This is a genomic window from Qipengyuania sp. HL-TH1 (genome assembly GCF_036365825.1).
Classification (GTDB): domain Bacteria; phylum Pseudomonadota; class Alphaproteobacteria; order Sphingomonadales; family Sphingomonadaceae; genus Qipengyuania; species Qipengyuania profunda.
This window is the reverse complement of the sequence record NZ_CP142675.1, coordinates 2,349,425-2,362,843: the sequence shown is the minus strand read 5'-3', so window position 1 is coordinate 2,362,843 and position 13,419 is coordinate 2,349,425. Positions and strand designations below refer to the sequence as shown.

Annotated in this window: 14 protein-coding genes and 1 pseudogene; 6 read left to right on the top strand and 9 right to left on the bottom strand. The window is 58.2% G+C overall.

Annotated elements, in window-relative coordinates:
* Positions 1 to 5: 5 nt before the first annotated feature.
* Both traL and VWN43_RS12190 read right to left on the bottom strand, forming a co-directional pair.
* Positions 6 to 293 (bottom strand): type IV conjugative transfer system protein TraL, encoded by a 288-nt coding sequence (traL, locus tag VWN43_RS12195; protein ID WP_006834208.1) that lies wholly within the window; start codon positions 291 to 293, stop codon positions 6 to 8.
* A 31-nt stretch (positions 294 to 324) separates the two neighbouring features.
* Positions 325 to 657 (bottom strand): hypothetical protein, encoded by a 333-nt coding sequence (locus tag VWN43_RS12190; protein WP_006834207.1) that lies wholly within the window; start codon positions 655 to 657, stop codon positions 325 to 327.
* Between the two features lie 364 nt (positions 658 to 1,021).
* Here VWN43_RS12190 and VWN43_RS12185 point away from each other — a divergent pair, with 364 nt between their 5' ends.
* The 3 genes from VWN43_RS12185 (at position 1,022) to VWN43_RS12175 (ending at position 2,320) form a co-directional block, all read left to right on the top strand.
* Entirely contained in the window at positions 1,022 to 1,513 is a 492-nt protein-coding gene (locus tag VWN43_RS12185) for a hypothetical protein (protein WP_006834206.1), read from the top strand.
* On the top strand, positions 1,506 to 1,721 hold the full coding sequence (locus VWN43_RS12180) for a helix-turn-helix transcriptional regulator (protein ID WP_006834205.1): 216 nt from the start codon (positions 1,506 to 1,508) through the stop codon (positions 1,719 to 1,721). The genes VWN43_RS12185 and VWN43_RS12180 overlap by 8 nt, the downstream gene beginning before the upstream one ends.
* A 209-nt stretch (positions 1,722 to 1,930) precedes the next feature.
* Complete coding sequence (locus VWN43_RS12175) at positions 1,931 to 2,320, top strand: hypothetical protein (protein ID WP_196793211.1); 390 nt, start codon at positions 1,931 to 1,933, stop codon at positions 2,318 to 2,320.
* A 591-nt stretch (positions 2,321 to 2,911) separates the two neighbouring features.
* On the opposite strand, the gene VWN43_RS12170 is transcribed toward VWN43_RS12175, so the two are convergent.
* On the bottom strand, positions 2,912 to 3,142 hold the full coding sequence (locus tag VWN43_RS12170; RefSeq protein WP_006834202.1) for a hypothetical protein: 231 nt from the start codon (positions 3,140 to 3,142) through the stop codon (positions 2,912 to 2,914).
* Between the two features lie 85 nt (positions 3,143 to 3,227).
* On the opposite strand from VWN43_RS12170, the gene VWN43_RS12165 reads away from it, so the two are divergent.
* Positions 3,228 to 4,420, top strand: a protein-coding gene (locus VWN43_RS12165; RefSeq protein WP_369765956.1) for an IS3 family transposase whose coding sequence is annotated in 2 segments (ribosomal slippage) — positions 3,228 to 3,477 and positions 3,477 to 4,420 — 1,194 coding nt in all. Because the reading frame shifts where the segments join, the coding sequence is not laid out codon by codon here.
* Between the two features lie 138 nt (positions 4,421 to 4,558).
* On the opposite strand, the gene VWN43_RS12160 is transcribed toward VWN43_RS12165, so the two are convergent.
* The 3 genes from VWN43_RS12160 to VWN43_RS12150 all read right to left on the bottom strand — a co-directional run bounded on the left by VWN43_RS12160 (position 4,559) and on the right by VWN43_RS12150 (position 7,224).
* Positions 4,559 to 6,145 carry an ABC1 kinase family protein gene (locus tag VWN43_RS12160; RefSeq protein ID WP_006834199.1) on the bottom strand — a complete coding sequence of 529 codons (1,587 nt, stop codon included), beginning with the start codon at positions 6,143 to 6,145 and terminating at the stop codon, positions 4,559 to 4,561.
* Positions 6,142 to 6,708, bottom strand: a complete 567-nt coding sequence (locus tag VWN43_RS12155; RefSeq protein ID WP_006834198.1) for a MarR family winged helix-turn-helix transcriptional regulator — start codon at positions 6,706 to 6,708, stop codon at positions 6,142 to 6,144. The genes VWN43_RS12160 and VWN43_RS12155 overlap by 4 nt, the downstream gene beginning before the upstream one ends.
* Positions 6,709 to 7,038: 330 nt before the next feature.
* Positions 7,039 to 7,224, bottom strand: a complete 186-nt coding sequence (locus VWN43_RS12150) for a MarR family transcriptional regulator (RefSeq protein ID WP_228135198.1) — start codon at positions 7,222 to 7,224, stop codon at positions 7,039 to 7,041.
* 263 nt (positions 7,225 to 7,487) lie between these two features.
* Between VWN43_RS12150 and VWN43_RS12145 the strand changes: the two genes are divergently transcribed.
* Together VWN43_RS12145 and VWN43_RS12140 are read left to right on the top strand one after the other, a co-directional pair.
* On the top strand, positions 7,488 to 8,375 hold the full coding sequence (locus tag VWN43_RS12145) for an alpha/beta fold hydrolase (protein ID WP_011415890.1): 888 nt from the start codon (positions 7,488 to 7,490) through the stop codon (positions 8,373 to 8,375).
* Positions 8,372 to 8,785 carry a hotdog fold thioesterase gene (locus VWN43_RS12140; RefSeq protein WP_006834195.1) on the top strand — a complete coding sequence of 138 codons (414 nt, stop codon included), beginning with the start codon at positions 8,372 to 8,374 and terminating at the stop codon, positions 8,783 to 8,785. The genes VWN43_RS12145 and VWN43_RS12140 overlap by 4 nt, the downstream gene beginning before the upstream one ends.
* 156 nt (positions 8,786 to 8,941) lie before the next feature.
* On the opposite strand, the pseudogene VWN43_RS12135 reads toward VWN43_RS12140, so the two are convergent.
* The 3 genes and pseudogenes from VWN43_RS12135 to VWN43_RS12125 form a co-directional block, all read right to left on the bottom strand.
* A pseudogene (locus VWN43_RS12135) lies at positions 8,942 to 9,112 on the bottom strand (IS3 family transposase); the annotation flags it as partial.
* Positions 9,113 to 9,432: 320 nt separating this feature from the next.
* Entirely contained in the window at positions 9,433 to 12,165 is a 2,733-nt protein-coding gene (locus VWN43_RS12130; protein WP_034922553.1) for a TonB-dependent receptor, read from the bottom strand.
* A 166-nt stretch (positions 12,166 to 12,331) separates the two neighbouring features.
* Positions 12,332 to 13,402, bottom strand: a complete 1,071-nt coding sequence (locus VWN43_RS12125) for an acyl-CoA dehydrogenase family protein (protein WP_067463589.1) — start codon at positions 13,400 to 13,402, stop codon at positions 12,332 to 12,334.
* Between the last annotated feature and the right edge of the window lie 17 nt (positions 13,403 to 13,419).

Genomic DNA, 13,419 nt, shown 5'->3' with positions numbered 1-13,419 from the left:
CTCCCTCAGCCCGCCAACAGGCGGCAGTGGGAGGGCGGCGTGGCCTTCAACCCGAGAAAGCTCCCGGGCAGGTACCAGTACGCAGCATGCACCAGTGCCGAACCGGCGCCGCGTGCCTTTGCCTTCCGCAAGGCAAGCCAGGCCCCGGCGGCCAGGCCGATACCGATGAAGATATGCTGCGAGAGAATGCCCCAGGCGAAGGGAATAAGGATCCCTGCAAACTCGTCGATGGTCCAGAAGCCGATGAGCTCCGGGTCGTCGAGCCGCCGTGGAACGAGGTACCTGTCGGCCATGCCGCCCTCCTGTCGTGACCGGATCCGCTGATCAGATGACCGCGGTCACGACCGAGGTGACGATCGGAACGCCGGTGCCGACACCGATGCCGACGCCGACCGGCACCGCGACCTGGCCGAGCGAGAAACGCCCGGAGGCGAGACCGATCAGGCCGCCCGCAAGGCTGAGCACAGTGATGATCTTGCCGCCCGAACCTTCGAGGAAGTCGGTGAACTTGGTCAACGCGGGATCGAAGGTGGTGTCGGCGCCGGCAAAGGCGGCACCGGCGCAGGCCAGCGCCACGCAGGCGGGAAGAATGTAGTCGCGGCCGCGAGCCCCGTTGGGCGAGCGCTGCTGGACCGGAAGGGCAGTCTTGGTGGTCATGGATGGAAACTCCGAGGATTGAACATCAGCCAGCGATGCGTTCGCTGTATGTTCTTTCCTCTCCCCGGAGCCGGGCTGTAGGAAATCGGGAATTGGATTTTGGGGCTTTCGACCAAGCAAAAAGCGACATCGGGAGGTGCGATGCACGGGATTCGCGCAGGCTGATCGCGCAACAGCGCTGACTGTGCCGGCATCTGAGCGAAGAGAGCCGCGATATGCGCGCAGGCGACCGAAATTCGCGCGAATCGTCGGAGGAAGCTGATCGTTCCTTCCTCTATGTTCTCTAAATGTTCTTTTTGTTTTCCTACAGGCTTCCTTCGCGGTTAGCCGGAGAGTCGATCACTCTGGAGATAAGGATTCGTCGATGACCAACATGGCGCTCTTTGCCGAACAACAGGTTCGCGCCGACCTCGCCCGGCTGCTTTTGGCCGCCGTCGAAGCCAGCGGCCGTGCCCGCTGCGACATCGCTCGCGACGCGCAGATCCATAAGGATGCCCTGCGCCGTGTTCTTGCGGGCGAACGCTCGGCCAGCCTCGGCGAAGCCTTGCGCATTCTTGCCGCGAGCGGCGTCGCGCCGCACGCACACCTGCTCCTGTTCCTCGTCAGCGGCGGCGATCACGCGATTGCGTGGCTGCAATCGGACCTCGCGCAATTCTTCGAGGACTTTTCCGGCGAACTGCCTTCAGCGCTCGAGCGTGTCTTGGGCAACCAGGTTCACGATGTGAAGCCGCGCTGGGCCAAGGGGACCGCGCACCGCGTCGCCCGCTTGCTCTCCGACCACATCGACGAGCTCGAACGCAAGGATGCGCTGCTTGGCGATGTCTTTGCCGGTGCCGAGGGAGGCCATCGTGGGTGAAGAGATAGACAAAGGAGCGACCGAAACCCGGCGGGTGACGCGGCTCATTCGCCTGCCCGAAGTTCAGCATCGCGTCGGGCTTGGCCGTTCGACAATCTATCGCTGGATGGCCGAGGGCAAGTTTCCGAAGCCCGTGCAGCTGGGTGGATATGCGGTCGCATGGGCAGAAGACGAAGTGGAGGCCTGGATTTCGGACCGCCTGAAGTGACCGCTTATTGGTCTGGAGCTGACTGGTTGGAGGCGGACGTGCCATCGACAGGGGCAGTCAAAGGCATCCTTTGCGCGGTCGCCGGATCGAAGCAGTCGGCCCGATACCCTCGAGTATTGGGAGCGCTCGTCGCTGCAAGAACCGAGCTGATTTCGGAAGCCACCGGCGCCTATTAAGGAACATACAATATTGAGTAGGTCGAGCCGATCATGACAAAGTGCATCGAACAAGATTTCCCGTGTCAAAATCAAGAGTACGATGCGTTCGATCAAATAGCGCTCTTAGAACTAAGCCAGCCAATTTCTGCCCATGAGTTGGTGAACGAGAGCGCATTTTGTGCGGAACTGCCGGTCGACGACGAACTTCGTATTGGGAACATAACGTACAAGCTCTATCTTAAATTCCTCCGTGGTCAGACAGGCCTCTATCACCTGTGGGTAGACTATGACGCCTGCGACGACCATGGCAATTACACGATGTTATGCGTGTATGTCGGGAAAGGGTTTGCTGAGCTTCGCGTTGATAGCCACGTCAAAAAAATGGCCGAAGAATGCCCAGCTATACGTGACATTCACCAGCATGGAGAATCGTCTCTTTAAGTACTACGAGCAATTGTTTCTCGATGTGTACGATTTCGAATTAAACAACATTGAGAATTCTGGCGCAGAACATCTGTTTGCGGTTTGGGATGAGGAACGCCATCACTTGGAAACGCACTTGAATGAGGTTTCCAATCTGAGCAAAATTCAAAGTTTCGACGACTGGTAAGAAGTCGTAATCCGACCGGCCTCAGGTCGAACGAACTCCAGTCTACAGCCCACGCCGTTACCGGTCTGGACGTCTGGTGTTTTGGCGCAGAGCGGCGGCTATATTACACCCCAAAAGCGACCGCCGAGCACGAATATGGCCGCATGATTCTTCAAGAGATCGCACACCTGCGTGGAGCAATGAGAGCTTCCGGATCAGATCGGCTTAATGCCTTCGAATTGGACATCGGCAGCGTGTCCCCGCCAGATGGGCCTTTCAACGTTTTCCGCCAACGCAAAGCCAAAAGATGCGAAATTCCCCAAGTGACTGAGAGCTTCGCATTGCTTAGCGATGGCCTCTACGTTGCTCGGGATCTGAGCCACCTTTTCTGGATATCGCGCTGCTCGTACGATTACCCACTCGGGTCCATTGTCTCCGACAAATCAGATGTTCGGATCGACGTTGGGATTTGAGTGAGTGGACATGATCTCGAAACCCTTCCTTTGGAGCCATTGCTTGACAACTTGAACTGCAAAATCAAGTAGTTCCCAGTCGGTAACCTCAATGAGTTCATCTGAGGCCAGGGAAAACGGATCGACCGATTGCGCGTTTCTAAGGTCGATCAAGCCCCAACCGCCCAACTGCGGTTTCCAGCCTGTCAGCGTCCTTCCCATCGGCCAGAGGTGACCTTCCCCCCGAAAAGTGGTCCGTTTTGAGAGTTAGGATTTCGGCTATTTACGGCTTGAAAGGGGCTGATGAATGGCACGGAAGAGATACACGCCGGAACAGATTATCGGGATACTGCGTGAGGCCGAAGTTCGGCTCTCGCACGGAGAGAAGATCGGGGAGATCAGCCGATCGCTGGGGATTTCGGAGCAGAGTTACTATCGCTGGCGACGCGAGTACGGTGGGCTGAAGGTCAGCCAGGCTCGGCGATTGAAGGATCTCAAGAAGGAGAACCAGCGGCTCAGGAAGGCGGTGTCTGATCTTACGCTCGATGCGCTGATCCTGAAGGAGGTTGTCGAGGGAAAGTACTGAGCCCTTCACGGCGTCGGCTGGCCATCGACCATGTGCAGGAGGCATTGGATATCTGCCAGCGCCGTGCCTGCCGGGTCGTTGCCCAGCACCGCTCGACCCAGCGCAAGCTGCCCGCACCACCAGCCGACGAGAAGCCGCTGACAGCTGCAATCATCCGGCTGGCCCAGCAATATGGTCGCTACGGCTATCGCCGGATCACGGCGCTGCTGCGCAATGAAAGTTGGTTGGTGAACGCCAAGCGGGTCGAGCGGATCTGGCGCCGTGAAGGGCTCAAGGTTCCGCAGAGACAGCCAAAGCGCGGGCGTCTGTGGTTCAACGATGGATCATGCGTGAGGCTGCGTCCGCAATATAGTGGCCATGTGTGGAGCTACGACTTCGTCATGGATCGCACCCATGACGGCAAGGCCTTCCGCATGCTTACCGTGATCGACGAGTACAGCCGCCAGTGCCTGGCGATCCATGTCCAGCGCAAGCTCAAGAGCGATGATGTCCTGGCCGTGCTGACCGAGCTGTTCCAACGCCATGGTCCGCCTGATCACATCCGTAGCGATAATGGCGCTGAGTTCACTTCTCATGCCGTGCGCGACTGGCTCTGGCGGATTGGTGTGAAGACTCTCTACATCGAACCCGGATCACCATGGGAGAATGGCTACAACGAATCCTTCAACGGCAAGCTCAGGGATGAGCTTCTCAACGGGGAGATCTTCTACACTCTGAAGGAGGCAATCATCCTGATCGAGCGCTGGCGTATCCACTACAACACCGTCCGGCCACACTCTTCGCTGGGCTACCAGCCGCCGGCCCCACAAACGATCTTGCCTCGTCCTGCCATGCTGCCTTACGCTGCGCTCCAGGCCGCCCAGCAGGGCGACCCCAACCGCCGGAACTCTAACTTAACCGGTGGACCACCCTGATGGGGCAGGTCAGCAGCATGGTGGCGGCAGGCACCGCTTCGGCAGGTTTCTGTTCGGTCATTTCCACTCTTCTCCCTTGATGTAGCCAATATCGGTGCCGGGCGGCCGTGGTCTAAGCGTTCATTGTGTGTGGTCTTATCAGTTCCATCTAGGAATGAGTGCTATTCCCGCGAAAGCCAGAACAATTCCTGCCAGTAACAACGATTGGTCGGCCAGCAATGCGGCAGAGATGATCAACGCTGCCACCACCGGACCCTTGACGGGGGTGCTGCGGTCCTCTTCCCGCGTCAGATGGTTCAGACTGGCTGGGTCGATGGATACCTGAATCGTACCTGATCGAGCGACCGAGGCAACGTTATCGATTAGCTCGGGCAGCGATGCCGAGAAATCAAGCAGGCCACTGCGGACCTTGGCCAAATGATCCCGCGCGGCTCCGATCGAAAATCGCTCGGCAAACAATTGCATCACGATCGGCTTCGTTTCTTCGGCGATATTGTAGTCCGGCGCCAAAGAGCGAACGAAGCCCTCTGCGGTCAGCAGGGTGCGCAGCAAAATAGCGAGGTCGGGCGGCAATACGAGGCGATAATCGCGCAACAATCCGAAAACCCGATCGAAAATTGCCGCGAATTCTATCCCGGCAAGAGCTGTGCCGCTAAATTCCGCGATCAGCTCATCCAGGTCCATCACCAATTGCGCGCGATCCACGAGTGGATTGCCTGCCCAGTCGAGCAGCAGATCGGCCACCTTGTCTATCTGTCCGTTCGCGATAGCGAAAATCAGTCGGACGATTTCCTGACGCCGCGCGCCGCTGAGAAAGCCGACCGAGCCGAAATCGATGAAGCCTACCTGGTTCCCTTCCATCCAGAAGACGTTGCCGGGATGCGGGTCGCCATGAAACTCTCCATTGAGAAGGATCATCCGTAGCACTGCATCGGCATAGCGCTTCGCGAACTGGGCATTCCCTGCCGGATCAGTTGCCGGGTGCCGCGACGCGGGCTTTCCGCCCAGGGCTTCCTGCACATTGATCGTCAAGCCTGTGAGTTCCCAGTGGATCGCGGGCGTCTTCACCCCAAGCATCTCCAGATAACCGCCAATCCTTTCACAGGCACGTGCTTCTGCCGCCAGGTCCATCTCCCGCGCTAAATTCTTGGCGAATGTCTGAAGGAATTCCACGGGTCGATAGCGAGCAATGTCGCTTGACCGACGCTCGGCGAGGCCCGCGAGCCGTGTCAACAGCCTCATGTCCGCCTCGATCCTGGACGCCATGCCGGGTCGGCGGATTTTCACGATAGTCTCGCTTCCGTCCAGCAGGGTTGCGACATAAGTCTGCGCGATAGAGGCTGAGGCGATCGGGTTTCTCTCGAAAGCGGCGAATTCACGTTCCCAGTCGCTGCCCCAAGCCGATACAATCACCGGTTCGATCTTATCGAACGGCAGCGGTTCCACCTGGTCGTGGAGAGTGCCGAACGCGGAAATCCAGGGTTGTGTAAACAGATCGCTTCTGGTCGCCAGGAGCTGGCCAAGCTTTATTCCGACAGGGCCGACATCGCGCAACAGCGCCACCACCGATGCAGGACGCAAGTCCTCGGTATCTGGCTCATTCTCCGAAACCGGCATAAAGCCAAGCAAGCTTCCGAGATTTTTCAGACCGTGCCGGGCGAAAATCTGACCGAGTTCTGCTAGCCGCGTCAGTTCACCGACACTGTTTTCCAGATCATGCTTCATCGGCTTTCTTCGCAAGTGTCAGCCTGCTTCTGATTCTCCGCAACTTTTCGAAGCATCGTACGCAGGAGGTCGATTTGAGGCGCAGACATTCCCTTCCAGAGAATTTCGTGGAGTCGATCAGCCGCTTCGCGCAGTTCCGGCCAGATGGTTCTTACTTGCTCGGTGAGGTGGAGGTTCCAAACCCTTCGATCGTGCGCCGCCCGCTCTCGCTCGATCAAACCTTTTTCAACCAAAACTGCGACAGCCTGTCCTATCGTCGCCGATTCAAGCTCGAGCAGGCGAGAAATCTCGGTCTGTGTTAGCGTAGGTTCTCGCAACAAGGACGCGATGATCCGCCATTGTGTTTGATTGAGGTCGAGCCCCACGATCAGAGCGTCGAAGGTCCGCCGAGCGGTCCTGTTCACCTCTTCTAGCAAATAAAGGATGTCATCCTTTTCGTTGGGGGCGTAATCACGTATCTCATCTTTCGGCATATGCTTATCCATAGCGCTATCTTGGAAGGCTCGCGCATGCCTGGCGTGTTCAAGCTCAGCGTCAACCATATTCGCTAGCAGTGCCGCCATGCAAACACTCGCTGATTTCACGCTACAGCAGAAACTGAATCCGATGGTCGCTCAAGCTGATAAGGAACCGAACGGCGCTGGGTGAGTGCGGGGGCTCCGGCCACCTCGCCTGCCACGACTGCCGGGATGTTATGATCGCATGCGCTCGGCGTCCCTCATCTGAGCATCAGACCCCCTGAAGGGCAAACGCGGGCGTGAACGCGGGGCATGGGCTCGATTTCGAGTGATTATGGCTCGCTGCCCAGATTGTCATGCATCCTAGCCAGCGATCCGCGTAAGCGCTCCAGTTCCCCAAAACGGATCCCCCCGAGCAAGCGAGCATACATTGCATCAGCTTCTACTCGCATCTTGGGAAGTAGCTCGATTGCGGCAGGGCGTAAATGAACCCGCCAAACGCGCCTGTCGTTCTTCGCGCCTGCGTCTTTCCACCAGCTCAAGTTCTTCCAGGCGATCAATAGTCTGGCCGATGCTAGCGCGCTCTAGCTTCAGTTCCCGAGCCAGCTCTGTCTGGGTCATGCCTGGGCTCCGAAAGATAAGCCAATATACTCCATTGCGTCCGCGTGAGCCCGAATTGTTCAACCGAAGAATCGGCGGTCCTGCGCAAACGCCGGGTCACTTCCTCCATAAGAAAGAACAGCCGATCGGTATCGGTGAGGGAACTTGCCCCCCTTTGTATCCGCGTCATAGCCCGTCATGGCAGCCATCTAGGGCAACCTACCATAGCGGATCAGGAAATAAAGCCGTTTACTGTAAATCGATTTACAATATGAGGTTGCGGTATGCAGTCGCAAACTTTCCATATCGGGGGAGATGGTGGCATCTCCATAGCAGCCGAAGCGACCGGAAATGCCGATGCTTTACCGGTCTTGCTCGCGCATGGGGGCGGCCAGACCCGTCACGCATGGAAACGTGTCACAGCCGATCTCGCCAATGCGGGATTTCGTCCGATCGCAATTGATATGCGCGGTCATGGCGACAGCGAATGGTCTGCCGAGGGCGCTTACGAAACGCGCGACTTCGCTTCAGATCTCGTTGCGATCGCTTCAAAAATGGACCGCAAGCCAGCGCTCGTCGGGGCCTCCCTTGGCGGGTTGGCCGGACTGATCGCCGAAGGACACCTTGCGCCGGGCCGCTTCGCGTCGCTCACTCTCGTCGACATCGCGCCGCGTATGGAGACGGGGGGCGTTATGCGCGTAGTCGGCTTTATGGAGGAGCACGTGGAGACCGGTTTCTCTTCACCGGACGAAGCGGCAGAGGTCATCGCGCGCTACATGCCACATCGCCGCAAGCGCGGAGCCGGCAAGGGCTTACGGCGCTATCTGCGAGAGAAGGAAGACGGCCGCTACTACTGGCATTGGGATCCGGCCTTTATCCGCAACATCACACTAGCCAAGCGAAGCGATCCGGCTCATCAGGAACGCCAGTTTGATGCGCTGAACGATGCAGCCAGCAGGCTTTCGCTGCCATTGCATATTATTCGCGGCGGATCGAGCGATCTGGTTTCCGAAGACGCGGTCGCGCAATTGCTCGAACTTGTTCCACACGCTGAATACACCGACATCGCAGAGGCAACACATATGGTGGTTGGCGATGCCAACGATGCCTTTTCGGCAGCGATACTCGATTTTCTCAAGCGTAATCACAGTCCGCAGGGAGCCGTTACATGACCGATAATCTGACAAGGATCGATCCTAAGCGCCTCGAAGAGATCCTGCAGATTGCCCCGTTTCACCGGTGGCTTGGCCTCACTTTACGGTCATGCTCGAACGAGCAGCTTGAACTGGAGATGCCTTGGCGCGACGAGATCGTGTCAAACCCGGCAATCGGTTCAGCGCATGGCGGCGTGCTCGCCTCTCTGATCGATTTAACCGGGCTCTACACCTTATTGTCGCAAGGTACAGGGGCCAAGGCGACCGCCGATCTGAGGGTCGACTACCACCGCCCGGCAACCTCGGGACCACTCGTAGCATCGGGCAAAATAATCAAGATCGGTAAAAATATCTCGGTCGCTGAAACACGTGTATACGGTCCTACTGGCAACCTTTTGGCTAGCGGCCGCGGTGCCTACGTATGCTAACAGCGTTATCCTAATGGAACTAACTGCAGGGCGAAAATTAGCAGGTCTGTTCCTCGAAGACCTGCAAAATAGTCCCACGACTTTCAGAGCGAATTGCGTCGCGATAGCCGCCTTCCAATGAGTGACGTGACCCCCTGATCTTCCCCCCAGCCGGGATTAGAGCCGAGCTGCGTTGATGCGTATGAGCGCGGTTGAAGCAATGGGCTGCGCAGCGGAGCCCGTAGGGCGTGGCGAAGCAGGCCATTGCTTATCTAGTTCGGCGGCGAACGCCGCCGATGTCGCGTAGCCAAGGGATGAGGGCGGTCTCTCTCGGTTGTAGTCTTCCACCTGATCTGCCCCATCAGGGTGGTCCACCGGTTAAGTTAGAGTTCCGGCGGTTGGGGTCGCCCTGCTGGGCGGCCTGGAGCGCAGCGTAAGGCAGCATGGCAGGACGAGGCAAGATTGTTTGTGGGGCCGGCGGCTGGTAGCCCAGCGAAGAGGGATTCATGCAGCGAACACCGCTGCCGGCCTCTCCCTATCACATCATCGACGATATTGAGCACACGGAACTTTTGTTCGGACGCCACCTAGTCGTGAGCAAATAAAAGTTCGAAAAAGAGGGCTCGACACAGCGAAGCGCCGAACCCTCTTGCAATTAGCGAGTAAGTTTAAAACTTGCCGCGCACGGTGATGCCGTAAGTCCGCGGTTCCGCAAGAAAAGCGGAGAACGTTTGTTGCGGAGCCACGAAAGGCGTGTTGAAGGCCACCTGCGTATACCCAACGTCAAACAAATTATTGACCCATCCCTCGATCGCGAAGCGATCCGCAATATTGGTCAGACCCACACGCCCGTTCACTACGACGAAGCTGTCCTGTTCCTTGCCGAAGAGCAGGTCGGAGCCGGTGTTGTAATCACCAGCCATACGAGCGTTCACGAAGACCAGGCCTTCGAGCCCACTGTCGCCGATTGGCGGCGTCCACGTAAGCGACGATGTTGCCACGATCTCTGGTGCATTCGACAGGTTGTCGCCTGGCAGCAAGCGTAGTGCGGGGTCGAGCGGTGCCCCGGTATCGTCCCCGATAAGATTGTCTTCAAAGCTCGTATCAGAATAGGTGACGCCAAGGGTAATATCCAAATCACGAGCGGGCCGTAGATAGGTTTCGATCTCGACACCTTGAGCGATCACACCTGGTGCAACTTCATCGGAAGAGCATGCACCGGTTGTCGCGCTTGCGTCTCTGTCGGCCCCGCCGAGATCGCTATCGCAACTATTGACCGTCTGCACAATGTAGAACGCCCCATTGAACGTGTTCAACTGGAAGTTACTGAACTCTTGCCGGAAGCCTGCAATGCTAACCCCGAACTCGCGTGTCGAGTATTTGAGGCCGATCTCATATGCATCGACTGTTTCTTCATCGAACTGCAGCGCGGCTGCCGAGATATTGGCCGGATCGAACGCAAGCGGATTTGACAGTGCAGACCTGTCGAGGTTGAAACCGCCCGCCTTGTAGCCGCGTGAATACGAACCGTAGACTAGCAGATCGGGAGTTGGCTTCCAGCTCAGGATAGCCGTGCCGGTAAACTCCTCTTCTTCGCGCGAGTCTTCGAGAGAAACTCCATCGAGCTCCGATGTCGAATTGCCTTGGCAGGAAAGGCTGATGATACCACCGGCCAGAGGTGCCAAAGTCGGAACACCCAGAAAGCCTCCGAGCAGATTGCGGTTTGTCGGACAAACCGTGTTGTCGTTGCGGAAAGTTGCGTCGAAGTCCTTGGTTTCGTTTGTATAACGAAGCCCCAGCGTCAAATCGAGCGTATCCGTGATCGCAAAGATATTATGCGTGAAGAACGCGAAGTTCTCACTCGTCTGATTGTAGACCTCGCTGACCGTTCCCAAATCGCTGATGCTTGCAAGGTTGTTGATACCTGCGAGGATCGCCGGGGTTGCAGCGCCGAATGCCGGGCTTCCGGTCAGCGTACCGTCCAATGCCGCCACGTTGGCACCCAGGCAATTGGAAGCCCCCGGATTGACCAAAGCCGGGTTGATCGCGATAGCGATGCGGCACGCTACGAAATTGCCGTACTGGGTGCCGAACCGCAGATTGTCACGCACCTGCAGTTCTTCATTGGCGTAATACGCGCCGATCAACCAATCGAGTTTGCCATCGAAGGCCTCACCGGTAAGGCGCAGTTCCTGAGTGAATGTTTCAAAGTCTCGAGCAAGAGCATTCTCGGTCGGAGCGCGGTAGAGAATATCGACAGTAGTGTAATCGGTGTCAGATCCCTGGCTGTTGGCATATTCACGGTAGCCCGTGATAGACGTCAACGTGACGTTCCCGAAATCCCAATTGATCTCAGCCGAAATACCGTAGTCTTCGGTTTCGCCTTCATAGCTTCTGCCCGGCGTAGGGTACAGGTCGCGGTTGAATGTATCCTGGGTGAGGGCACGCGGATCCTGCCCAAGCGCAAGCAACACGGGAACGATCGGATTTGCGGTACTCGTCAGGGCGGCCCCATCCGATGGCCTCGTAAAGGGATCAAATCCAGCGCTGATCCGTGCAAGCGGAGCAAACTCGGGCTGGACGAACGTCGCGGCACAGCACGCTTCGTCCTTTTTGGAATAATCCCCGACAAGGCGAATGGACAGGTCGTCATTGGGTTCGAACAGGAGCTGACCGCGGACCAGATAACGATCGCGATTGTTGATCGTCCCGCCGTTGGTAATATCGTTGTAGAAGCCGTCGCGCTCAAAATACACGCCGTCCACACGCGCAGCTACGGTGTCGCCAAGCGGAGCGTTTATGCCACCTTCGACGCGGATCGCATCATAGTTGCCATAAGTGAAGGCCCCGTATGCGCTGAAATCGAACTCGGGCGGTGCGGTGTAGATATTGATCAGGCCTGCCGATGAGTTCCGCCCGCCCAGAGTACCTTGGGGACCGCGAAGGATTTCGACCCTGTCGATAGGGCCGAGCTCACTCAGGGCGCTTCCCGAACGAGAGCGATAGACTCCATCGACAAAAACCGCGACCGAACTTTCCAGACCAGGGTTGTCGCCGACCGTGCCGATACCGCGAATACGCGCGGAACCGTTAGCTTCGTTGCCGGTGGAAGACACCAGCAGGGACGGTGCAACCTGGTTCAGCTCACGTATGTCGCTGGCGCCCGAATTCTGGAGGGTTTCTCCGGAAACAGCTGACACGGCGACTGGAACATCCGCCAAGACCTGCGATCGCCCTTGCGCGGTAACAATGATTACGTTTTGGTCTTCGACATCGGCCCCTTCAACCAGATCCGCATCGGGTTCGCCAACATCCTGGGCGAAGGCGGCTGTCGGTGTGAAGGCAAGTGCCGCTGCCAATGCACCAAGGGCGCAATGGTGGCGTGATGGAAATCTTTTCATGTGCCTCTCCTCTAAGAATGTGCCCCATCCTAGGCACTAGTCGATGTTAGAAACGATGCCGATAAGCGCGTTTCATTTCAAGACTTGGTAGATGAATTGACGGATTATTTCACATTGTCGACAAGCATGTGGCAAAAATGCCATGCAGGTCACTACATGCAGGTTTCTAGTAGCCAGAAAGCTTGGAAAATCGGTCCTTTAACCAGCTCGACGAACCGAAGCTCTGCTCCAGCACGCGGGCGCGCTTGAGATAGAAGCCGACGTCGTACTCATCGGTCATGCCGATCCCGCCGTGCAGCTGGATGCCCTCGTTTGCCATGGTGTGCATAACGCGGTTGGCTTCCGCCTTGGCGATGGTCGCCGCGCGCGCCACGCCGAAGCCGGCATCGACGGCTTGCAGGCCCGCCTCGACCGCGCTGCGCATCTGGGCGAGATCGGCGAAGAGGTCCGCCATGCGGTGTTGCAGCGCCTGGAAGCTCGCCAGCACCTGGTTGAACTGCACGCGCTGCTTCAGATAGTCGAGCGTGTCGTCGAACACTTGCTGCGCCATGCCGAGCATTTCGGCTGCGGTGAGCACGCGCGCGCGGTCGAGCACGTCATCGAGCAGGTTGTCGCCGCCATTGGCGAGCTTCTCCGCCGCCGCGCCGTCGAAGGTGACGTCGGCATGGCTGCGCTGGTCGGTCAGCTTGCGGGTGGTGAGCGCGACGCCGTCGCCTTTCTCGACCAGGTAAAGCCCGTCCTTCGCCGCGACGACGAACAGGTCCGCACCATGCGCTTCATGGACGAAGGCCTTGGTGCCGCTCAGCTTGCCGTCGGACACACTGGTCTCGATCTTCGCAGGATCGTGGCTCGGCCCTTCGTCGACGGCGAGGGTGGCGATGGCCTCGCCGCTCGCCAGCCTGGGCAGCCACCTGGCCTTCTGCTCGTCGCTGCCGCCAAGAACGATCGCCGAGGCGGCGACGGTGTTCATCACCAGCGGGCTGGCGGTGAGCGTCTTGCCGAGTTCCTCGACGACGAGGCCCGCGGACAGGAAGCCGAAGTCCGACCCGCCATGCTCTTCGGGGATGATGACCCCGGCCCAGCCCATCTGCGCCATCGTCGCATAGGCGTCGCGGTTGAAGGCTTCGGGCTCGCCGCTGGCGCGGACCTTGCGGAATTCGGTGACCGGGCTTTCGTTGACGGCCCAATCGCGCGCCATGTCGCGCAGCATTTCCTGTTCTTCGTTGAGAACGGCCATTGTCCTTGCTCCCCTCT